The organism is Mesorhizobium sp. M8A.F.Ca.ET.207.01.1.1, from assembly GCF_004794715.1.
Lineage (GTDB): Bacteria > Pseudomonadota > Alphaproteobacteria > Rhizobiales > Rhizobiaceae > Mesorhizobium.
Genome location: NZ_SRUS01000005.1, coordinates 362,242 through 383,805 on the forward strand (window position 1 = coordinate 362,242; position 21,564 = coordinate 383,805).

Sequence of the window (21,564 nt, forward strand, 5' to 3'; positions counted from 1 at the left end):
ACGTTCCGGACCGCCGAAGCGTATGCGAGAATATTCCATGAACCAGAACACCGACCTCTTGACGCTGCGGTCCGTCTCGAAATCCTACGGCACGGTTCCCGTGCTGCACGACATCGACCTGTCGATCCGGGACGGTGAGTTCCTCACCGTTCTTGGGCCGTCAGGTTCGGGCAAGACCACGGTCCTGCGGCTGATCGGCGGGCTGGAGCCGCTGACCGCGGGCGAAATCCGGCTGGACGGCCAGGAGATCAGCCGCATGCCGATCAACAAGCGGCCGTTCAACACCGTGTTCCAGGACTATGCGCTGTTCCCGCATATGACGGTTTCCGGCAATGTCGGCTACGGGCTTTCGGTGCGCCATATCAAGCGCAAGGAGATCGCAAGCCGTGTGTCGCAAGCCCTCGAACTGGTGCAGCTCGGGCGTTTGGCCGACCGCTTTCCGGCGCAGCTTTCCGGCGGCCAGCGCCAGCGTGTCGCACTCGCTAGGGCGCTGATCTGCCAGCCGCGCCTGATCCTGCTCGACGAGCCGTTGGCGGCACTCGATCTCGAACTGCGCCGGCAGATGCAGGAATTCCTGAAATCCATCCAGCGCGAGATCAAAACCACCTTCCTGTTCGTCACCCATGACCAGGAAGAAGCGATCGGCATGGCCGATCGGATCTGCGTCATGCAGGCCGGCCATATCCGCCAGCTCGGCACGCCGCACGAGCTCTACTACAAGCCGAACTGCGAGTTCGTGGCGCGCTTCTTCGGCGAGAACAACCTGGTGGCCGGAAAGCTCGGTCCCGTGCAGGGCGAGCAGCGGCCGATCGAGACCGCGCTTGGCCGCCTGGTCTGCTCGATCAGCGGCCAGCCGCATCTCAAGGCCGCCGCCGACGGCGCCAGCGCCTTCGCGGCGTTCCGTCCCGAAGCCTTGCGTCTTGCTGATGCCAATGATGGCGACAACCGCTTTTCCGGCGTCATCGCCGATCTGGCCTTTGCCGGCTCGTCGACGGTTGCCACGATCATGGCGGGCGCGGACAACGCCGCTCAGCGCCTGCGGTTGCGCATGCCGAGTCGGATCGACGGCAGTATTTTGAAATCAGGCGAGACGGTCTCGCTTTGCTTTGCGCCGCATGAAGGCCATCTGGTGCTGGCATGAGCGGAGCCGGGTCGACACAGGCGGCGGAACGGCGATTGTCGCAGCTGGTGACGGTGCTGGCCTTCGCCTTGCCGGTGATCTTCGTCCTCGTGCCGCTGGCGATCTTCCTGGTCTACAGTTTCTTCAGCGTCGACCAGGGCACGATCGTCCATTCGCCGACGCTCGGCAACTATGTCAGGTTCTTCACCGATCCGATCTTTCTGCCGGTGTTCTGGAACACCATCGTACTGTGCGTGTCGGTGGCGGTGATCTGCATCCTGCTCGCCTATCCCGCCGCCTATTTCCTGACGACGCTGAAAGGACGGTGGCGCTACGCCTTGCTGATGCTGCTCCTGGTGCCGCTGCTGATGAGCTACGTCATCAAGATCTATGCGATCCGCAGCATCCTCGGCCTCAACGGCTTCCTCAACAAGGCGCTGGTGGCGCTCGGCATCCTGGATCAGCCGTCGACGCTTTTTGTCTTCAACATGAACGCCATCCTTTTGACGCTGAGCCTGCTTTTGATCCCCTTCGCCATCCTGCCGATCTTCCTCTCGCTGGAGCGGATCCCCCAGACCTTGCTGCGTGCCTCGGACGATCTGGGCGCCAGCAGCCTGCAGACGTTCCTGCGCATCACCTTGCCGCTCAGCCTGCCCGGCGTCGCCTCGGCGGCGAGTTTCGTCTTCGTGCTGGCGATCGGCGATTTCCTGACGCCGCAGATGGTCGGCGGGATCAGCGGCTTCACCTTCGGCCGCATCCTCTACAGCCAGTTCGGCACCGCCTATAACTGGCCGTTCGGCGCGGCGCTGTCGGTGGCGCTTGCGATCGTGGTGATCGCCGCCATTCTCATCGGCGAACGGTTCGGACGCAGCCGGGGGACGTCGGTATGAGTGCGCTGCCCCGGCCGTCCACCATCTTCCTTGCCGCGATCACGTCACTGGTCGCGGTGCTGCTCTACAGCCCGCTGTTCGTGCCGATCGTGTCGTCGTTCTTCATCATTTCACACGGCAATGTCGACTGGTCGTCGCCGACCCTTTCGACCTATGTGGCGCTGGCGGGGAACCACGACATCCTGGCCGCGCTGCGCACCACGCTGATCGTCGGCGTCTGCACCGTAATCCTGTCGGTGGTCAGCGGGACGCTGCTGGCGCTCTACTACCACGGCCGCCGCTCAGGCCGTTCGGTTCTGCAATTCATCATCTTCCTGCCGTTCCTGATGCCGCCGATCATCAGCGGCCTCGCGCTGCTGATCTTCTTCCGCGAGATCGGCCTCGAACGCTCGCTGCTGACCGTCGTCATCGGGCATACGGTCTTCGTGCTGGCGATCGTCTATCGCACCGTGCTGATGCGGCTGCAGTCGATGAGCCGCACGCTGGTCGAGGCCTCCTACGATCTCGGCGCCAGCGGCTGGCAGACCTTCTGGCGCGTCATCCTGCCGAACCTGTCGAGCGCCATGGTCGGCGGCGCCATCCTGGCCTTCGCGCTGTCGTTCGACGAGACGATGATCACCATCCTGGTCACCGGCACGCAAAGCACGCTGCCGGTCAGGCTGTGGGCGATGATGCGGCTTGGCTTCTCGCCCGACATCAACGCCCTGGTGGCGCTGATCCTGATGTTCACCGTGCTGCTGTGCGTGCTCGCCGCCCGTTTTCTCATTCCCAGGCAGATGGCGACGGAACGGAATTGAGGTTTAAGCCAGGATGATCATCCGGCAGAAGCAGCCGGGCCGAGATCGAAGACTCGTCCTGGATTGAGGATGTTCTTCGGATCAAGTGCCGACTTCAGCCGCCGCATCGCATTGATTTCGGCGTCGCTGCGCACCAGATGCAGCCACTGCTTCTTGTCGAGGCCGATGCCATGCTCGGCCGACACCCCGCCTCCGGCCGCCGCCACGCCGCGATAGATGATGCCATAGGCCGCCGCCGGATCCTTGGTCAGGACCTGATAGTGCAGGTTGCCGTCGCCGAGATGGCCAAAGACATAGATGTCGGCGCCGGGATCGACGGCATGGATGGCGGCATCCGCTTCCTGCAGGAAGGCTCCCATGCGCGCCAGCGGGATGCTGATGTCGACGCCGATCAGGCCCTTGATCGAAAACAGGACGCGGTTGGCGTCTTCGCGCACATCCCAGAGCGTGCGGAATTCGCGCGGCGATTGCGAGATGACGACATGGTCGACGACGCCGTCCTCGACCGCCTGCATCAGAACCTCGGCGAAGCGCTCGCTATCGCGGTCCGGCTCGCTGCCCTGGATTTCGGCCAGCACATAGACGGGTGAGCCAGCAGGCAACGGCGCCGGCATGGCCATGCTGGCAACCATGACGTCATAGAGCGGCGCGAAGTTGACCTCATAGGCGGACAGAAGCGGGCCGAGCTTTTGCCGCAGCAGCCCAAGCAAGGCGATCGCCGCATCGAGCGAAGGCAGCGCGCAGAAGGCGTTCACCTCGGAGGCAGGCTTCGGATGCAGCCTGAGCGCGGCGCGGGTGACGACGCCAAGCGTCCCTTCCGCGCCGATGAAAAGCTGGCTTAGATCATAGCCGGAATTGTCCTTGGGCAGGCCCTTCAGCGAGGACAGCACACTGCCATCGGCCAGCACCGCTTCCAGCCCCAGCACCTGCGCCCGGTACATGCCATAACGCAGCACGCGGATGCCGCCGGCATTGGTGGCGATGTTGCCGCCGACCGTGGCCGAACCGCGCGCGCCGATATCGACGCCGAACATCAGCCCGGCGCCGTCGGCCGCCTCCTGCACCGCCTGCAGCGTGGCGCCGGCTTCGGCGACAATGCTGGCGGCTTGGATGTCCGGCGCGGCAAGGCCGTTCATCCGCTCCAGCGACAGCACGATCTCGCCCGACTGGACGCGTGTGCCGCCGGCCAGCCCGGTGCGCCCGCCCTGGATGACGACCGGCTGACAGAGAGCGTTGCAGCCAGCGAGTGCTGCCGCCACGCCAACGGTATCGCGCGGACGCAGCACCACTTCGGGCAGCAAGCCAAGCTTGCCGTCGGGATCGTCGCGGTAGCGCTGGTCGACATCAGAGCCGGCGAGCACGCCGCCCGCGCCCAGCCGATCGCCAAGCGCGGACAGAAGTCGTTGCGTTTCAGGCGACATCGGGCTCAGGCGCCCGTGTGGCAAAACGCGTCATCCGCATACACCGACCGGACGGCCCGATGGGTAGCCTTGTTCAACACGCTCGCATCCTTCAATTGCAGCCGGCCGATCCTATTCGTGATCGCATGCCGTGCAAGCGATATCGGCATCGATCGCGAGAGCCGAGATTGATGCCGGAAGGACCGCGCAGCTCACTGAAGCTTGGCCTGCAGGGCGTTGACGTCGTCGGTGGTCATTTCACCATCGGTGGTCACCTTGCCGTCGACGATCTTCCACAGCCGGAACGGGCCGGTGATGTCGCCGAACTTGTCGAAGGCGACCGGTCCGATGACGCCTTCGTAACGGATCGGCTTGCCATCCTTGATCAGGCCGAGCGCCTTGGCGAACTCCTCCTTGCCGGCATAGATCGGCGTGCCGGCGGGATCGACCGCCTTGTACATGGCGTCCTTGATCTTGGCTGGGTCCTCGGAGCCGGCAATGGCGATGGCCAGGCCGACGATGGCGCCGGCATCATAGGAGCGGTCGGCCGCCGGGTTCGACGGTTCGATGCCGGAGAATGCCTTGTAGTTCTTGGTGAAATACTCGGTCGATGCGGTAGGGCTGGTGCCGGAGGACGTGCCATAGGCATCCTTCAGATAATCAGCGCCGACGGAGTCGATGAAGTCGGGGCTGTTCATGCCGTCATTCAGCAGGAACTTCTGCACGCCGCCCTGGGAAATCCAGGTGCGGGCAACGGTGGCGCCATCGACCGGCGTGCTGACCAGATAAAGTCCATCCGGCTCGCCTCCCATCGCCGCGGTGACCTCGGAGGCATAGCTCGATTGCTTCTCATTGTAGGGCGTGTCGGAGACGATGGTGCCGCCGAGGGCTTTGTAGGCACGCGAGAATTCGGCCACCATGTTGACTCCGAAGTCGTTGTTGACGTGGATGATCGCCAGCTTCTTGAAGCCCTTGTCGATGGCGTATTTGGCGGCGGCCACGCCCTGCAGCGCATCCGAGGTGATGGTGCGGAAGAAGATGCCGTTGGTCTTGCCGTCGCGACCGAGTGTCGTCAGCGTCGGCGAGGATGACGCCGGCGAGACCTGGACGATCTTGGCCGGAGCGGTGACCGAGGTCAGGATCGGAATCGACACCGAGGAGATGATGCCGCCGATGATGACCGGCACCTTCTTGACCTGAACCAGCTGGGTCGCGGCGTCGACCGCGATGTTGCCCTGGCTCTGACTGTCACGGGTATCGGTGACGAGATCGCAGCCGCGCACCCCGCCGGCGTCGTTGATGTCGCGGAAGGCCATTTCGACCGACTTGGCGCCGGCCTGGCCATATTCGCCGGCCGGACCGGTCAGTTCCATGACGAGGCCGACGGTGATCTTGCAGTCGGCGGCCTGCGCAGCACCGGCAATCGTGACAAGAGCAAGCGCGGTGGTGAGTTGGAGTATCGTCTTTCTCATTGTTGTTCCCCTTGAGTTACACGAACTGATTTGACGTCTGGAAAGTCTCAGTGTTCCGGCACCTGCAGCCAGGTTTCATGCAGATGCCGCCATTGAACGCCATTGGGCGCCGATGAACTGGTGGTGAAAACGGCACTAGACTGGCGGCGGCTATGCCTGCCGCCACGCGACTGCGCCTCGACGTAGAGGACGACGATCGTATCGCCATCCTGCCATCCGGGCTTGATGTCTTCGATCGAAATGGCGAAGCCGTCGTCGCAAGTGGCGCGGCTGGAGCGCACATGGTTGATCACGGCATCGCGGTCGAGGATCTGGCCGCCTGGTGCGATCATGGTCAAGCCTTCGCCCATGACTGCTTCGAAGCGGCCGAAATCCACTTTGTCGGCCCGCGCGGCGACGAACCAGTCGACGAAAAAGCGGTGCAGGTCGATGATCTCGGCGCTGGCCTGCGAAAACAGCCTGTCGTCGTCCATGGTTTCACACCCGGCCCGCGTTCAGATTGTAATGCATGATCGAGCCGTGGCGGCCGTGGCGGTCACGCTCCAGCGTGTAGACGTCCCCCTCAAGGCCGGTGCCCCGCGCGATGGCGGCGGCAATCCGTGCCCGGTCATCGGCGTCGAGCACGACATCCATGATCTCGGCATTGGCCAGCGCGTGCGCCTGGTTGCGGGCGCCGACGATGACGGCGGCCACTTGCGGCTGCTCCAGCACCCAAGCGCTGGCTATCGTGGCGATGTCGACGCCGTGGCGGTCGCCGACGACCTTGAGTGCCTGGAGCAGTTGCTGGAACAGGTCCCAGCTGCCGAAATCATCGATGATCAGCTTGTATTTGACCAGCGAGCGGTTTTCGAGCGGCGTGACAGGTTCGGCCACGCCAAGCCATCTGTCGCTAAGGAAGCCGCCGGCTACAGATCCGTAGCACAGGAAACTGACACCGTTTTTCTCGGCAAGTGCCGCGAGGCTGTTCGCCGGACGCTGGTCGAGCACCGAATATTGCAGCTGCTGGCTGACCAGCGGAATGCCGGCGGCCAGGATTTCGGCGAGCCGTGGCGTGTCGAAATTGGTGGTGCCGAGATTGCGCACCTTGCCCTCGCGCCGAAGCTCCTCGAGCCAGCCCATCGCCTCGACGTAGCCGGCCATCGCATAATCCCACCAGTGGAACTGGACGAGATCGAGCCGCTCGGTCTTCAGCCGCCGCAGCGACTGGTCGACGATGCCCCTGATATAATCGCGGCTGATGTTGGCCAGCCGTTCCAGATCAGGCACTAGCTTGGTGTGCACCTTCATTTTGGCCGCCGCATCGAGGCCGCGTTCATTGGCCAGCCGCAACCGCGCGGCGCCGATCAGTTCCTCGACGCCTGTGTAAATATCGGCGCAGTCATAGGTCCAAATCCCGGCATCGAAGGTGGCGATCAGGTCGGTCACCGCTTGGCTGCGATCAATGGCGCCATGGCCGCCGGCCAGTTGCCAGCCGCCTCGTATGACACGTGAGACGGTATAGCCGGGGCTGAGCTCGAAGGCCTTGGCGGTCATGTCCGGTCATTCTCCTTCGGCAGCGGTACGGCCGTGGTTTCGGCATGGCTGAACCGCCGCTTGGCCAGCCTGACGATCCGCAACCGGCTGGCGCAATTGGGATCGGGACAAGCGATCTCGGCGTCCGAGGTCATCCAGTCGTTCCGGTGGGTCGGGCGCTGTTTTGCCGCCAGCAGCGGCAGCACCGCGGCAAGCGAATAGATCGAAAAACCCTGCCCCGCCGGCATCGACAGCATCTCGCCCTTGAGCTCGAAATAATCGCCGGCCTTGGCGCCGCAGTAGATCGGTTTGCCCTCGGGGATGACCGCCTCGACGCGAAGATCGAAGAGCTCGAAACTGTCGTCGCGTTCAGCCATTCAACCCTCCACCAGGCTAAAGGTGATTTCGCAGGCGCCGTTACGCCGGATCACCCCACACGCGGCGGCGAATTGATCGCGGTCCTCGGCAAGCACCTGCGCCACCACGCTGCCGGCCAGCCAACCAATGGGGAACAGCAGGCGCGCGCCCTGCCCGTAGAACAGGCCGATGTCGAAGATGGCATTGGGATTGCCGCCCCACATGCGTGGCGGCACGTAGGACAGCACGATGTCGCCCGGCTGCGGCGTCAGCGTCGCGTTCTCCGCCGGCAAGGGCTTGGCATAGGTTTGGCCTTCAAGATCGGCGGCGGGAACCGGACAGGAAATCTCCGGTCCCGTCCACATCGCGTGGATGCCGGGGACGACGCGTGGCGTGGCCAGATACGCCGTGAGAAAGGCGGCGTTTTCCGGCGCTTTCCCGGGCAACAGGAGCGCGGTGACGGAAAGCTTCGAACGAGGCTCACTGATCCTGATGGAGGTCATGTCTGGGCTTTCGCGGCGGCGGATTGCAGCTTGTTCCGCAGGAAGGTGAAGGGCCGGCTGATGTCGGCGGCCAGCGCCTCGCGCGCCGCATGCGCGTCCTGCGTGGTCAGCGCCTCGACGATACGGCGGTGATACTGGGCGGTGTCGACCTCGCCGGCTTCCGAGAAGGCGTAGATGGCGACGCGGATGCATGGCCCCGATTGCAGCCACAAGCTCTCGATCATCGGAATCAGCACGGCCGAGCCGCAGGATCGGTAGATCTCGAAGTGAAAGCTCTGGTTGAGCGTCACTTCGCGGTCGACATCCTTCTTGTGTTTCAGCGCCCGCATCTCGTCCCATTCAGCCAGAATGGTTTCGATGGCGGCTATCTGGCGGGGCCCCATGCGCGCCGCGGCCAGCGCGATCGCCTCGCCCTCGATCAGGACGCGGGCACGCAGGAGATCGTCGAGACGTTCCAGCGTGATCGGCGGCACGCGCACTGAGCGGTTGGGCAGCGCCTCCAGCGCCTTCTCCGTGATCAGCCGGCCTAGCGCTTCGCGCACCGGCATCGTCGAGGTGACCAGCGCATCGGCCAGACCGCGGATCGTCAGCACCTGGCTTGGCTCGAACAGGCCGCCGATCAGCGCGCGCCGCAGTTCGGAATAGACGCGATCCTGCACCGTTTCGCGGCCGACCGGCGCGAGCTGGGCCGCGATCGCCTCGTTGTTCTTTCCGACAGCGGCCTTTTGCATGGAATTCCGTTCTCGGCGGGTTTTCGGCTTGCGGATGAAATTAAAGCCGAATAGCGTGATCAAAGCAAGTGTGATCACAAATCATAATCAGGAGGCGGCAACGATCGTCTTCGGCCAGAGGGTTCGATGAGCGAGGTAGCGGAACGCCAAGGGCGGGAGACCCGTGTGCCGGTTCTGACGGCGAGCCAGGTCGTCAGGCGGTTCGGCGGCCTTGTCGCCGTCAACGATGTCTCGTTCGACGTCAAAGCGGGCGAAATCCTTGGCCTGATCGGACCCAATGGCGCCGGCAAGACGACCATGTTCGACTTGCTGGCCGGCAGTATCCTGCCCACCAGTGGCAACATCCTGCTCAACGGCGTGCGCGTCTCCGGCGAAGCCGCTCACCTGCGCATCGGCCGGGGTCTCGGCCGCACCTTCCAGATCCCGCGCCCGCTGCCCAATCTGACGCTGATCGAGAACATCATGCTGGCGGCACAGGGCCAGGCGGGCGAAAGGCTGCTCGCCAACTTCGTCACGCCGTGGCGGGTGGCGGCGCAGGAAAGAGCCGCCCGGGCAAAGGCGCTCGAACTGCTGGAACTGGTCACCCTCACCCACCTCGCGCATGAGCCGGCGCGCGTGCTTTCCGGTGGCCAGCGCAAGCTGCTCGAACTTGCCCGGGTGATGATGGCCGATCCGGCGATCATCCTGCTCGACGAACCGGCGGCCGGCGTCAACGCGACGCTGCTCGAAGTCATCATCGACCGCATCCGCGACATCAATGCGCGCGGCATCACCTTCCTGCTGATCGAGCACAACATCGACATGGTGACGCGGCTCTGCCACCGCGTCCTTGTCATGGCGAGCGGCCAGTTGCTCAGCGAAGGCACGGCGGAAGAAGTCGCCCGCGATCCACGCGTGATCGAGGCCTATCTCGGGGGCACCGCATGAGCGAGACCGTCCTCGATGTCCACAATCTCGAAGCCGGCTACGAACCCGGCGTGCCCATCGTGCGCGGCGCCTCGATCACGGTCAGAAAAGGTGAAATCGTCGTCGTCCTCGGTCCCAACGGCGCCGGCAAGTCGAGCTTCATCAAGGCGATCGCAGGCCTCGTGCCGATCACCGGCGGTTCAGTGTTCCTGGACGGCCAGGATATCACCACGGCACCGGCCCACACCATGGTGCGGCTTGGCCTCGCCTTCGTGCCGCAGACCGAGAATATCTTTCCGCTGATGTCGGTCGAGGACAATCTCAGGGTTGCCTGCGGCATCCTCGAGCGGCGCGACATCCCGGCCCGCCTCGAGGAGATGTATGCCGCCTTCCCCGACCTTGTCCGCCAGCGCCGCACGGCCGCCGGCAATCTGTCGGGCGGGCAAAGGCAGATGCTCGCCGTCGCGCGCGCGCTGATCGTCCACCCCAAGGTGCTGGTGCTGGACGAACCGTCGGCTGGCCTGTCGCCAAAGTTCGTCTCGACGGTGTTCGAGATGCTGGCCGGCATCCGCAAGTCCGGAGTCACCATCCTTTTGGTCGAGCAGAATGCCAAGGCAGCGCTTGCCATCGGCGACCGCGCCTATGTTCTGGTCGAAGGCAAGGACCGGCATGAGGGCGTCGCCTCGGAATTGTGGAACGACCCGGTCGTCGCCGAACTCTATCTCGGCCAGCGTCCCCAGCGCCAGCAGGGAGGCGCTGCATGAGCCTGCAGTTCATCGTCGACGGATTGCTGACCGGCTCGATGATCGGCCTCGGTGCCATCGGGGTGACGCTCACCTATTCGATCCTGCGTTTCTCCAACTTCGCCCATGGCGACTTCATGGCCTGGGGCACCTATGCGACGCTGGCCGTGGTCAGCGCCATCGGCGCGACATTCGGCAAAGTGGCGCCGATCGGGCCGCTGTCCTTCGGATGGCCGCTCCTTGTTGCCCTGGTCGTCGGCATGGCGTTCACCGCACTGCTGGCGCTGCTGCTCGACAAGGTGTTGTTCTCGCGGCTGCGCTCGCAAGGCCAGGCGATCATCGTCGTGATGGCGAGCTTCGGCGCCTCGATGGCGCTGCGGAGCCTGTTGGAGTTCACCTTCACCTCACGGCCAACCTATTTCAGCCGAGCCATCCAGATCGCCATGCCGGTCGGCTTCGGCATCCGCATCACGCCCGACCAGATCGCCTTGCTGGCGCTGACCGCCTTGCTCGTGCTCGGCGTGCATCTGTTGATGACGCGAACACAGACCGGGCGTTCCATGCAGGCGCTGAGCCAAAACGCGGCGCTGGCCCGCATCGTCGGCATCGACGTCGCCAAGGTGGTGCGCGTCACCTGGATCGTCGGCGGCGCGCTTGCCTGCGTTGCCGGCGTGATGATCGGCATTCTGGTGCAGATCCGCCCCTTCATGGGCTTCGACATGCTGCTGCCGATGTTCGCCGCCGCCATCCTCGGCGGCATCGGCAGCATCCCGGGCGCGGTGCTCGGCGGCCTGATCATCGGGCTCGCCGAAGCTGGTGCGGTGCAATTGATCGGCGCCGAATGGCGCGCCGCCGTCTCCTTCATCATCCTGATGGCGGTGCTGTTCGTGCGGCCGATCGGCCTTTTCGGAGTTCGGGAAAGATGATCGATATCGTCGGCTACGGCGCCTTCTTCCTGACCACGGCGCTGATCTTCTCGCTGGTCACGCTGGGGCTCAATCTGCAGTGGGGGCTGACAGGCCTGTTCAATGTCGGGCTCTCCGGCTTCGTTGCCATCGGCGCCTACACATCGGCGCTGCTGACGACACCGGACGACGCCGCGAGGCTGGGCGGTTTCGGCCTGCCGATCCTTGTCGGCTGGGCAGGCGCCATGGTGGTTGGCGGTATGGCCGCAGCCCTTACCGGCATGGCCACATTGCGTCTGCGATCCGACTATCTGGCGATCACCACATTCGGTGTCGCCGTGGTCGTGCAACTGGTCGCGCTCAACGCGCAGAAGCTGACGGGTGGCCCATTCGGCATCGGTTTCATCCCGCGCCCCTTCGGCGGCCTGGCGGAGACGCCACTGCTGTTCAACCTGTCCAACCTTGCCGTCGTCTCGGTGGTGACGCTGATCGCCTATCTCGCCTTGGAGCATCTGTCGCGCAGTCCCTGGGGCCGCGTGCTGAAGGCGCTGCGGGAGGACGAGCGTGCGGCGATCTCGCTCGGCAAGAGCGCGCGTTTCTACCGCGTCCAGGCCTTTGCCGTCGGCGGCGCCATCATGGCGCTGGCCGGGGCATTGCAGGCGCATTTCACCGGCTTCATCGCACCCGACAATTACCTGCCGATCCTGACCTTCCAGGTCTGGGTCATGCTGATCGTCGGCGGGTCCGGCAGCAATCTCGGCGCCGTCGTCGGCAGTGTGCTGGTCTGGGGAATATGGGCCGGATCGGGCACGGCGACCAGCGTGTTCTTCCCGCCCGAGCAGCAGGCGCGCGCCGCCTCGCTGCAAATCGTTGCCATCGGCGTCATGCTCTGCGTCATCCTTCTGATCAGGCCAAACGGCCTGTTCGGCGACAGGCCGCGGCGGGCACGCTTCGGCAAGCGGGCGAAACTGGACACGGCCAAAAGCAGTTCCAACGGATGAATGCGATGGTCAGGCAGGAGGCGCATGGCGCTTCGCTCTGGCACGCCGTCAGCCGCGATCGTCGCGAGCGGCCTGCGCTGAATGGCGACCTCGATGTCGACCTCGCCATTGTCGGCGGCGGTTTTTCCGGGCTTTCAACCGCACTGCACGCCGCCGGAAAAGGACTTTCCGTCGCCGTTCTCGAAGCCGAAATCATCGCCTGGGGCGCGACCGGCCGGAATGCCGGTTTCGTCGTGCCGAACTTCGCCAAGATGGACCCGGACGGCATCCTTGCCCATCTCGGCCCGGAACGCGGCGAACGCCTCATCGATTTTGCCGCCGGCAGCGCCGACCTCGTCTTCGGCCTGATCCGGCAGCACGGCATCGATTGCGACGCGGTGCAGAACGGATGGATCCAGCCGGCGCACTCGCCGGCGGCCCTGGAGAAGGTCAAATCACGCGCGGGACAATGGGCGCAGCGTGGACGGCCTGTCGTCACCCTGGATCGGCAGGATGTCGCAACGCTGACCGGCGCGCGCGGCTATCTCGGCGGCTGGATGGACCGTTCCGGCGGCGTACTCAATCCGGTCGCCTATGCACGCGGATTGGCCGATGCGGCGGAAAAGGCCGGCGCGCGGATTTTCGAACAGGCACGTGTCACGTCGATTGATCGCGTGGCCGACGGCTGGGCGCTGAAAACGCCATCGGGCTCGGTGCGCGCCGCCAGGGTGCTGATCGCCACCAACGCCTATGGCGGGTCGCTCGATCCGTCGCTGCAGCGGACTTATTTTCCGCTGAAGGTTTTCCAGATCGCCACGGCGCCGCTACCACTCGAAATCCGCACGCGTCTGCTTCCCGGGGGGCAAGGCGTCGGCGACACCAGGCGCAATCTCTTCACCTTCCGCTTCGATGCCGATAACCGGCTGATCAGCGGCGGCATGCATATTCTAAGCGCCGGTGCCGACAGACGCGTACCGCAAACAATCTGGCGCCGGCTCGCCGCCCGTCTCGACCTGCCCGACCTGCCCCCGCTTGTCTATGGCTGGTCGGGAATGGCCGCCGTCGAGCCGGATTTCCTGCCGCACCTCCTGGACCTCGGCCCGGGCCTGATCGCCGGCCGCGCCTGCAATGGACGCGGCATCGCCGTGACGACGGCGATGGGCAAGGTACTGGCCGACTGGGCCGCTGGAACCGACGCCCGCGAGTTGCCACTGCCTTTCGCGCCACCGGCGCCGATTCCGTTTCACGCCCTGCTGCGACACGCACCCAACATGTTGCTCGGCTGGAGCATGCTGCGCGACCGGATGGACGAAACAGCATAGGCCGACCGGGCCTGCCGTCCGATCAGTTTGTCGTGCGAAGATTTTCGGAGAGAACCGCGGCCGCCACGGCGATGTCCTGTTCAAGGGATACACGAACGGCCGGACCGTTGCGCTGTTCGAGCGCGGCGACAATCCTGTGATGTGCGTCATTGGACTGCGGAATGTAGCGATCGGCCCGCATCAGGAGCTTCAGATAAGGTCCGACGCGCCCCCAGAGATCGCGGATCATGTTCAGGAGGATCGGCGCGCCGGCGTGCTCATAAATAGCAAAATGGAAGGCCTCGTTCAGGGAAAGATAGGTCCTGGCGTCCTGCGCCTCGATGGCGCGTTGCATGCCGGCGAGCGCGACCTGTATGTCGGCCAGCGCGCTCTCACTCATGCGCGTGGCGGCCATCTCGCCCGCCAATCCCTCGACGGCGATGCGGATGCGCGTCAGTTCCGCGAAGGCGGGCCCGGACAGCAAGGGCACGATGATCGAGCGGTTGTTCTGCATTTCCAGAAGCCGCTCGGCGACCAGCCTTTGCAACGCCTCGCGGATCGGGGTGGTCGAAATGCCAAAGGTTTCCGCGAGCTTGCGGATGACCAGTGTCTGGCCCGGGCTGAAACCGCCTGAAATCAATTCCTGCTTCAGCGCGCCATAGGCGCGGTCGTTGAGGGTTTGATGCTCGAGCTTCAGCATGCGCCCGCTCAGCTCACCATGCCGACAGCGCGCGATCGAGCGTCTCGGCCAGCTGCTCGGCATTGTCCCTGGCAAAGGGCAGCGGCGGCCTGATCTTCAGGACATTGCCGCGCGGACCGCAGGACGAGATCAGCACGCCATCCTCGCGCATGGCTTCAACGACGGATGTGGTCTTGGCAGCGGTGGCCTCATCCTCCGCCGTCAACTCGACGCCGAAATAGAGGCCGTTGTGCCTGACATCGGCCACCATGCCGTGGCGGCTTTTCAAGGCGTCCAGCAGTTCTCCGGTATAGGCGCCGACCGTGCGCGCGTTCTCGATCAGCCCCTCGCCCTCGATCACGTCGAGCACGGCGATGCCGACAGCGGCCGCGACCGGATTGCCGCCGAAGGTATTGAAGTAGCCGGTGTTCGAACCGAACGAGCTCACAAGCTGCGGCCGCACGATCACCGCGCCCATCGGATGTCCGTCGCCGATCGGCTTGCCCATGGTGACGATGTCAGGTTCGAGGCCATAATTGGCGAAGCCCCACATGCCCCGGCCAAGCCGGCCGAAACCGGACTGGACCTCGTCGGCAATGACGATGCCGCCCGCCTTCCTGACGTGATCGGCCGCCTCGCGCATGACTGCAGCATCAGGGAAGAAGATGCCGTCGCTGGAAAAGGCGGAATCGAGAAGCAGCGCCGCCGGACGGATGTTTCGCGCGCGCATATCCTCGATGGCGGCGGCGACATTTTTGGCGAAATCATGCGCGGGGCGGCCGCCGTCACGGAAGGTGTCCGGCGCCGCCACGGTCCGGTGTTGCGCGGGCACGCCCTTGGCCCCGACCGCCGCCGGCGACAACTGCGCGGTGGCGATGGTGGCGCCGTGATAGGCGAATTCGGTGATGATCACACCGGTGTTGCCGCTGGAGTGCTGGGCGATGCGGATGGCGAGATCGTTGGCCTCGCTGCCGGTGCAGGTAAACATGGCATGGCCGAGATGGGGCGGCAGCGTGCCAAGCAGCTTTTCGGCGTAATCGAGGATGATCTCGCTGAGGTAGCGCGTGTGCGTGTTGAGCGTGGCGGCCTGTCCCGACAATGCCTCGACGACGCGCGGATGGCAGTGTCCGACCGAGGCGACGTTGTTATAGGCGTCGAGGTATTTTCGGCCCTGGGCATCGTAGAGCCAGACACCGCTGCCACGCACCAGATGGATTGGGTTGCGGTAGAAGGCGCGATAGGTCGGCCCGAGCAATCTGGCGCGGCGTTCGAGCAGCGCGTGCTCTTGTGCGGAACCTCCGGTATCGGCGGAGGCACTTGCGGGCGAGGACTGGGACACGGGGCATCTACTCCGGCTTGGAATGGTCGAGAAAATAGCGGCGGGCGTCAGCGGACGATAGACCGTCCAGCCGTTCAAGCGAGGTCCAGACCTCGGTGATGAGGCGAAGCACATAGTCGCGCTTGGCCGGAAACCGTTCGGCCTGCCAGCTGGCAATGTTGGCGATGAGCGCAAGCCGCGCACGAATGAGGTGGAAGAGGATGCCAAGCTCTTCGATTTCGAGCGGCTGCACCGACTGATAGCCGGCGACGAAGCGGGCCGCGGGCGCCAGAGGGTGAGCTTCAGCCGGCCAGCGGTAGACGGCACCGATGGCGAGGTCGCAGATCAGCGGCGAATGGATCATGTCGCCGAAATCGAGGATGCCGCTCACCACTTCCGGCCGCGCGGCATCCATCACCACATTGTAGGAGTTCATGTCGTTGTGGACGATCTGGGCGCGCAGGCCGGGGATCACCGGCGTCGCATGTTCCTCGAAGGCGTCGATGACGCGCTCGACCATGGCGCGATGGCCGGCATCGGCGATGTGCGCCAGCATGGGCCGCGTCTTGGCGACCTTGCGAATGTCCCACAAAAGGTCGCTGCCGGCGGCCGGATGGAAGAAGCCGCGCAGTGCCCGGCCAAGCCGGGCGAGGAAGATGCCAAGATTGCGGTCCTGCGCCGCTGACGTGGGCGAGCGCGAAAGCAGCTGGCCGGGCAGATAGCTGACCAGCCGGACGATGCGCGGCGGCGATCCGCCGACGCCTACCATGAACTGTGCTTCGCCTTCGACGCTCTTGCGCACGGAAGGAACTGGCAAGGAAGGGTCGACCGTCAGAATGTGGTCGAGCGCCTTGTTCTGGAAATCGGTGAAGCCGGCCTCTTCAGCCGGATGCGAGACCTTCAGGACGAACTCGCCCTCGCCTTCGGTCTGGATATGGAAATTATGGTCGCGTTCGCCCGGCAGCGGGCGCGCGCTGCCGGTGAGCCCATAGTGCCGGCGCAACAGGGCAAGCGCCTCGGCGATCGAGACATCAGGCGCATCCTCCGCAAGCGTCTCGCCGAAGGCATCCGATACGGCTGCGTTCATGGCCTGACCTCGGCATTTATGGGTTCAAGACCGCACCAGTCGGCGATGAAGAGCGCAATGGTCTGCGTGACCTTGCGCACGGAGTCGAGATCGACGGCCTCGTCATAGCCATGCGGCATGCGGCAGATCGGGCCGTAGACGATTGCGGGCGTGTCGGCATAAAGGCCGAAGAAGCGCGCATCGGTGGTGGCCGAGGTGACGTGTTCCGTCAGCGGCTCACCCCACACGGCGGTGTGGCTGCGCCGCAGCACGGCTTCCATCTCGTCGGCGCCCTCCAGCACATAGCCCTCGGCCATGAAGCCGTTATAGGTCATCCTCGGCGGACGATTGGCGAGGAACGGATCGGCGCGAGCCGCATCCGCGATACAAGCTTCCAACTCGGCCCTGGCGTCCTCGAGCTTCTGGCCGGGATAGGTCGCGACACGCATCTCGAAGACGCAACGCGCCGGAACGCTGGACGTCCACTCGCCGCCTTCGATCTTGCCGAGATTGAAGCGGATCGGGTGCGGGTGATCGCAGAAATGCCTGTCGTCGACCTTTCTCGCATTCCAGACGATTTCGAGTTGCTTCAGCGCCTGGATGATGAGGAAGGCCTTTTCGATGGCATTGGCGCCGGCCGAGAAGGCGCCCGACGCGTGCTGCGGATCGCCATCGACTTCGACCCTGAACCAGATCGGGCCGACCTGCGCCCGCATCAGCCTTGGCTCCAGCGGTTCGGGAATGAAGGCGGCGTCGGCGCGGTAGCCGCGCTGCAGGCAAGCGAGCGCGCCATTGCCGGTGCACTCCTCCTCGACGACCGACTGCAGGAACACTTTCGCGGCCGGCTGATAGCCAAGGCTGCGCAAGGCGGCCAGCGCATAGAGGCAGGCCGACAGGCCAGCCTTCATGTCGCCGGCGCCGCGGCCATGCATCCAGCCATCCTCGATCACCGGATCGTAGGGGTCGCGGACCCAGCGATCGAGCGGTCCCGTCGGCACGACATCGATATGCCCGTTGAGGATCAGCGAGCGGCCGGTGGCGTTTTTCGGCGTGTGAGTGGCGACGACGTTGAATGCGTCGTCATAGGAAACCGCAACGGGAGAAAATCCGGGCAGGTCGCGGATCGCGTCGACATCGACACGCCACATATCGACCGCATAGCCATCGGCTTCATAAGCCGCCGCCATGAAGGATTGCGCGGCATGCTCCTCGCCGCGTTGGGAGGGAAAGCGCACGAGATCAGCCATAAAGGCGAGCTGACGGTCGAAACCATCGTCGACCGCCCGCAAAATGGCCTCATCCGCAATTCGCCCAGGCATGATATTCCGCTTTCCTGTGAATGGTGTATCATATCTCATATGCCATTTCCCGAAAAGGCAAGAAGACAGGCCGGCCAAAATTATGGCCCACCCCCGCAGCCTCTTGGCAGTCGGCCGCAGAATTGGCATCAGCTTCTTGACATGCCGGCAGGCCGTGCGGCGGAAGATCGAGGACAGATGCAAGTCACCGAAGGCACATTGCCGGATGAAATCACCGATCTCGCGTCCGGCTACCGGCGTATTCCGGCCGGCAAGATCGTCAATGCGGTGACGTGGATGGAAGTGCGCGCGCCGGTGCAGGGTCTCGCGCATCCGCTGGCGATGACCCGCGTCACCAACCCCGAGCCCGCCTTCTACCGTTCGGTCTTTCTCGAGATCGGCGCTCCCTGGCTGTGGGATCGCGCCGCCGAAATGTCGGACGCCGACATCGCGGCGCATTTCGCCGACCCGCGCCAGCATCTCTATTACGGCCACGATGAAAGCGGCAGCCATGTCGGCATGGCCGAATTCACTGTCGCCGACGTGAACGAGATCGAGATCACCTATTTCGGTCTCTTCCCTTCCTTGACCGGCCGAGGCCTTGGCAAGCGACTGATGGCGGGCGCGCTCGATCAGGCATGGCGCCTAAAGCCGGAGCGTGTCTGGCTGCACACCAGCAGCATCGATCATCACAGCGTCATTGGCTTCTACCGGGCTTGCGGGTTTGAACCCTTCGCGGCCGGCTTCGAGATCACCGACGATCCGCGGATCAAGGGAACCCTGCCGCGCGATTGCGCGCCGCAAATTCCGCTGATCGAAACGGAATGGGTGCCCGGCGCCAGATGAGACCGTCTTCGCAACCCGCGGGCCAGGCATCGCCCCACCACCGAAGGTGGGTACGGCGCGAGCGCATCCTGTCGAGGCTGGAGCGGCATGTCGACACGCGCATCGTGCTGTTTGCCGCGCCCGCCGGCTTCGGCAAGTCGACGACGATGGCGCAATGGGCAGCCGAGGTCGCGCGCCACGGCCGGCTGACGGCATGGCTGTCCTGCGAAGCGACGGACAATGACGAAGGCGCCTTCCTGTCGCATCTGGTTGGGGCGCTGCGCCATCTCGTGCAGAACCCGGCCGAGCTCGACCTCGCCTTCCAGTCGAGCCCGATCCCGCAGCTTGACGTGGTGTTGGCGGCCCTTGTGGCGGGTCTTGCGGCACGCCATGCCGACATCACCCTGTTCTTCGACGATTATCACGCTGTCGAAGCACCGGCGGTGAAGCGGTTCATGGAGCGCCTGACACGGCAGGCCCCCGCCAACGTCGCCTTCGTCATCGGTTCGCGCAACCTGCCCGACCTGCAGCTCGGCAAGCTCAGGGTACTCGGCGATGTCTTCGAGATCGGCCCAGACGATCTGCGTTTCGCCTCGTCCGAAGCCGAAGCCTTCTTCAACGACAAGCTTGGCCTCTCGATCGGCAGCGGCACGGTGGAAACCTTGTGCTCGCGCACCGAAGGCTGGGCCGCGGGCTTGCAGCTCGCCTCGCTGTCGCTCAGCGCCGCCCATGCGCCCGAAACTGTCATAGGCAATTTCACCGGTGCTAACCGCAACGTCGCCGACTTCCTGATGGGGGAAGTGTTCCTGGAACTGCCGCCGGCGCTGGCGAAGTTCCTGCTCTACTCCTCGATCTTCGAGCGTTTCAGCGCCGAGGCCTGCCGGGCGGTGATACGCGCGGCGGACGCCGAGGCTGCTATCACCGAGATCGAGACCCGCAACCTGTTCCTGGTGCCGCTCGACGAGGAGCGCCGCTGGTTCCGCTATCATCATTTGTTCCATGACTTTCTCAGCCGCGAGATGGAACGGCGCGAGCCGGAGATGATCGCCCCGCTGCATCTGGCGGCTTCGGAATGGTTCGGCGAACGCAAGATGCTGACCGAGGCCATCGGCCATGCGCTCGCCGCCGGCGACCAGGCCCGCGCGGCGGTGTTCGTCGAGAACAACGCGCTCGAACTCATCGCCCAGTGCCAGTTGCTCTATGTGCGCCAGCTGCTGGCGCTGCTGCCGAGGAAACTGATCGACCAGCGCATCCGGCTGCAGCTTGTCGTGCTGTGGTTGGCAGTGCACTCGAGCCAGCCCGAGATTGCCCAGCAGACGCTCGCCAACGCGCGCAAGCTGGTCGAGACCGGGCCGACTGACAGCAATGACCCGGGCACGCTGACCGGCACCACGATCGAGGCAGAACTCGAGGTCCTTGCCGCTGCGGTCCACAGCACGCTGGAACAGTTCGAGGACGCACGCGACACCGCGCTGGCCGCGCTGCGCATCATCGCGCCCGATGCCTGGTTCATGGAAGGCGCGACCGCCAACGTCATCGGCTATAATCTCTATGCGTTGGGCGACCTCGAAGGCGCGCGCGCGGCGGTCGACGCGGCGCGCAAGGCGCATGAGCGAAGCGGCAGCCTGCTCGGCGTCACCATCGCCAATTGCTACATGGCCGTCATCGAGCGATCGGCCGGCCGGCTGCCGGCCGCCGAACGGCTGCTGCGCAACGCGATCATCGAAGCCAGGACGCGGATCGGCGCAAACTCCTATGCCGAGGCGCTCGCCGGAACGCTGCTTGCCGAACTCGCCTACGAGACCAACGCGTCCGGCGAAGCACTGGCGCTGGTCGAGAATCTCGGGCCGCTGATCGAGGGTGCCGCGGTCATTGTCTATCCCCTGGCCAGCGTGCCGACCTATGCCCGCGTGCTGCAGCTGACCGGCCGGGGCGACGCGGCCCTGGACATGCTGGAGCGCGTCTACCAGCGCGTGCGCGGCTCCGTCTACCGCCGCCTCGCTTCGGTGCTGGTGCATGATCGCATCCGGCTGCTGCTCGACCAGAACCGCGTCGTCGAGGCACGCGCATTGCTGAGCCAGCATCGCGGCGAAAGCGCCGAGACCGTCCCAACTGTCGCCAACGAATTTGAGTTCTTCGCCGAAGGCCGGCTGCTGACGGCGGAGAAATCCTACGCAGGGGCGGCGGCGATTTTCGACGCGCTGCTGGAGCGAACGAAAGGCAGCGGGCGCATGCGCCGGCACATACTGGCGCAGATCCTGCGCGCCAAGAGCGCCGGCCATGACCAGCGCGAGGCCGACCGGCATCTGCTCGAAGCACTGCGCCTTGCCCAGCCCTCCGGCTTCATCCGCTCCTTCGTCGATGAGGGCAGGCCCGTCGTCGAGGCATTGATGCGGCTGCGCGCGGCACAGGCAAAGACCGACCCGGCATTGTCGGCCTATGCAACGCGCATCATCGATGCCGCGCAGACACCGCCGGTGGCGACGCGCAAGCCGGCCATCCCGGTTGCCGAGAAGGAACAGCTCACCCAGCGCGAGTCCGAGCTGCTGCACTGCTTGTCGGAAGGCATGTCCAACCGCGATATCGCCGTTGCGCTGTCGGTGAGCGAAACGACGGTGAAGTGGCATTTGAAGAACATTTTCGGCAAGCTCTCGGTATCCAACCGCGTCCAGGCCGTGCGCGCCGCGCAGGCCGCCACAAACGTCCGCACCCCTCCGAAAGGAGGGGCATAGATTGCAGACGTGGCCCCCTCTTTAGGGTC

21 protein-coding genes are annotated in these 21,564 nt (G+C 64.8%); 10 read left to right on the forward strand and 11 right to left on the reverse strand.

The features are described 5' to 3' along the window. The first annotated feature begins 37 nt into the window (after nt 1-37). Genes EN850_RS17205 through EN850_RS17215 form a run of 3 tightly spaced genes read left to right on the forward strand, consistent with a single transcriptional unit; the run spans nt 38 to nt 2,807 of the window. Nucleotides 38-1,141 carry an ABC transporter ATP-binding protein gene (locus EN850_RS17205; protein ID WP_136091839.1) on the forward strand — a complete coding sequence of 368 codons (1,104 nt, stop codon included), beginning with the start codon at nt 38-40 and terminating at the stop codon, nt 1,139-1,141. Further along, nucleotides 1,138-2,010, forward strand: coding sequence for an ABC transporter permease (locus tag EN850_RS17210; protein WP_136091840.1), 873 nt, complete (start codon nt 1,138-1,140; stop codon nt 2,008-2,010). The genes EN850_RS17205 and EN850_RS17210 overlap by 4 nt, the downstream gene beginning before the upstream one ends. After that, the gene (locus EN850_RS17215) at nt 2,007-2,807 is read left to right on the forward strand and encodes an ABC transporter permease (RefSeq protein ID WP_135916139.1); all 801 of its coding nucleotides are present in this window, start codon (nt 2,007-2,009) and stop codon (nt 2,805-2,807) included. Before EN850_RS17210 ends, EN850_RS17215 begins: the two co-directional genes overlap by 4 nt. Before the next feature lie 17 nt (nt 2,808-2,824). Here EN850_RS17215 and EN850_RS17220 read toward each other — a convergent pair whose 3' ends face one another. The 7 genes from EN850_RS17220 to EN850_RS17250 form a co-directional block, all read right to left on the reverse strand. Further along, nucleotides 2,825-4,228 (reverse strand): FAD-binding oxidoreductase, encoded by a 1,404-nt coding sequence (locus EN850_RS17220; RefSeq protein WP_136091841.1) that lies wholly within the window; start codon nt 4,226-4,228, stop codon nt 2,825-2,827. A gap of 191 nt (nt 4,229-4,419) precedes the next feature. After that, the gene (locus tag EN850_RS17225) at nt 4,420-5,679 is read right to left on the reverse strand and encodes an ABC transporter substrate-binding protein (protein ID WP_135881684.1); all 1,260 of its coding nucleotides are present in this window, start codon (nt 5,677-5,679) and stop codon (nt 4,420-4,422) included. A gap of 47 nt (nt 5,680-5,726) precedes the next feature. Further along, the gene (locus tag EN850_RS17230; protein WP_135929711.1) at nt 5,727-6,152 is read right to left on the reverse strand and encodes a DUF4440 domain-containing protein; all 426 of its coding nucleotides are present in this window, start codon (nt 6,150-6,152) and stop codon (nt 5,727-5,729) included. Nucleotides 6,153-6,156: 4 nt separating this feature from the next. Continuing rightward, nucleotides 6,157-7,212, reverse strand: coding sequence for an aldo/keto reductase (locus EN850_RS17235; protein WP_136091842.1), 1,056 nt, complete (start codon nt 7,210-7,212; stop codon nt 6,157-6,159). After that, the gene (locus EN850_RS17240; RefSeq protein WP_127280858.1) at nt 7,209-7,568 is read right to left on the reverse strand and encodes a TIGR04076 family protein; all 360 of its coding nucleotides are present in this window, start codon (nt 7,566-7,568) and stop codon (nt 7,209-7,211) included. The genes EN850_RS17235 and EN850_RS17240 overlap by 4 nt, the downstream gene beginning before the upstream one ends. Continuing rightward, nucleotides 7,569-8,051 (reverse strand): DUF3830 family protein, encoded by a 483-nt coding sequence (locus tag EN850_RS17245; protein WP_136091843.1) that lies wholly within the window; start codon nt 8,049-8,051, stop codon nt 7,569-7,571. Next, complete coding sequence (locus EN850_RS17250; RefSeq protein ID WP_127870547.1) at nt 8,048-8,782, reverse strand: GntR family transcriptional regulator; 735 nt, start codon at nt 8,780-8,782, stop codon at nt 8,048-8,050. Before EN850_RS17250 ends, EN850_RS17245 begins: the two co-directional genes overlap by 4 nt. Nucleotides 8,783-8,908: 126 nt before the next feature. Between EN850_RS17250 and EN850_RS17255 the strand changes: the two genes are divergently transcribed. The 5 genes from EN850_RS17255 to EN850_RS17275 are packed head-to-tail and all read left to right on the forward strand — an operon-like array spanning nt 8,909 to nt 13,638. After that, on the forward strand, nt 8,909-9,709 hold the full coding sequence (locus EN850_RS17255) for an ABC transporter ATP-binding protein (RefSeq protein ID WP_136091844.1): 801 nt from the start codon (nt 8,909-8,911) through the stop codon (nt 9,707-9,709). Beyond that, a complete protein-coding gene (locus EN850_RS17260) occupies nt 9,706-10,452 on the forward strand; it encodes an ABC transporter ATP-binding protein (protein WP_136091845.1) in 747 nt (248 codons plus the stop codon). The genes EN850_RS17255 and EN850_RS17260 overlap by 4 nt, the downstream gene beginning before the upstream one ends. Further along, a complete protein-coding gene (locus EN850_RS17265; protein ID WP_136091846.1) occupies nt 10,449-11,357 on the forward strand; it encodes a branched-chain amino acid ABC transporter permease in 909 nt (302 codons plus the stop codon). The genes EN850_RS17260 and EN850_RS17265 overlap by 4 nt, the downstream gene beginning before the upstream one ends. After that, nucleotides 11,354-12,337, forward strand: coding sequence for a branched-chain amino acid ABC transporter permease (locus tag EN850_RS17270; RefSeq protein ID WP_189591132.1), 984 nt, complete (start codon nt 11,354-11,356; stop codon nt 12,335-12,337). The genes EN850_RS17265 and EN850_RS17270 overlap by 4 nt, the downstream gene beginning before the upstream one ends. Further along, nucleotides 12,334-13,638: an FAD-dependent oxidoreductase gene (locus EN850_RS17275; RefSeq protein WP_136091847.1), complete on the forward strand. Its 1,305-nt coding sequence runs from the start codon at nt 12,334-12,336 to the stop codon at nt 13,636-13,638. Before EN850_RS17270 ends, EN850_RS17275 begins: the two co-directional genes overlap by 4 nt. A gap of 22 nt (nt 13,639-13,660) precedes the next feature. On the opposite strand, the gene EN850_RS17280 is transcribed toward EN850_RS17275, so the two are convergent. Genes EN850_RS17280 through EN850_RS17295 form a run of 4 tightly spaced genes read right to left on the reverse strand, consistent with a single transcriptional unit; the run spans nt 13,661 to nt 17,999 of the window. Further along, a complete protein-coding gene (locus EN850_RS17280) occupies nt 13,661-14,317 on the reverse strand; it encodes a GntR family transcriptional regulator (RefSeq protein WP_136091848.1) in 657 nt (218 codons plus the stop codon). Between the two features lie 13 nt (nt 14,318-14,330). After that, on the reverse strand, nt 14,331-15,635 hold the full coding sequence (locus EN850_RS17285; RefSeq protein ID WP_136091849.1) for an aspartate aminotransferase family protein: 1,305 nt from the start codon (nt 15,633-15,635) through the stop codon (nt 14,331-14,333). A 7-nt stretch (nt 15,636-15,642) separates the two neighbouring features. Next, nucleotides 15,643-16,701 (reverse strand): phosphotransferase, encoded by a 1,059-nt coding sequence (locus tag EN850_RS17290; protein WP_136091850.1) that lies wholly within the window; start codon nt 16,699-16,701, stop codon nt 15,643-15,645. Then, the gene (locus EN850_RS17295) at nt 16,698-17,999 is read right to left on the reverse strand and encodes an ArgE/DapE family deacylase (RefSeq protein WP_189591133.1); all 1,302 of its coding nucleotides are present in this window, start codon (nt 17,997-17,999) and stop codon (nt 16,698-16,700) included. Before EN850_RS17295 ends, EN850_RS17290 begins: the two co-directional genes overlap by 4 nt. A gap of 177 nt (nt 18,000-18,176) precedes the next feature. On the opposite strand from EN850_RS17295, the gene EN850_RS17300 reads away from it, so the two are divergent. After that, nucleotides 18,177-18,824: a GNAT family N-acetyltransferase gene (locus tag EN850_RS17300; protein WP_127277726.1), complete on the forward strand. Its 648-nt coding sequence runs from the start codon at nt 18,177-18,179 to the stop codon at nt 18,822-18,824. Further along, nucleotides 18,821-21,535 (forward strand): LuxR C-terminal-related transcriptional regulator, encoded by a 2,715-nt coding sequence (locus EN850_RS17305; protein ID WP_136091851.1) that lies wholly within the window; start codon nt 18,821-18,823, stop codon nt 21,533-21,535. The genes EN850_RS17300 and EN850_RS17305 overlap by 4 nt, the downstream gene beginning before the upstream one ends. The last annotated feature ends 29 nt before the right edge of the window (nt 21,536-21,564 follow it).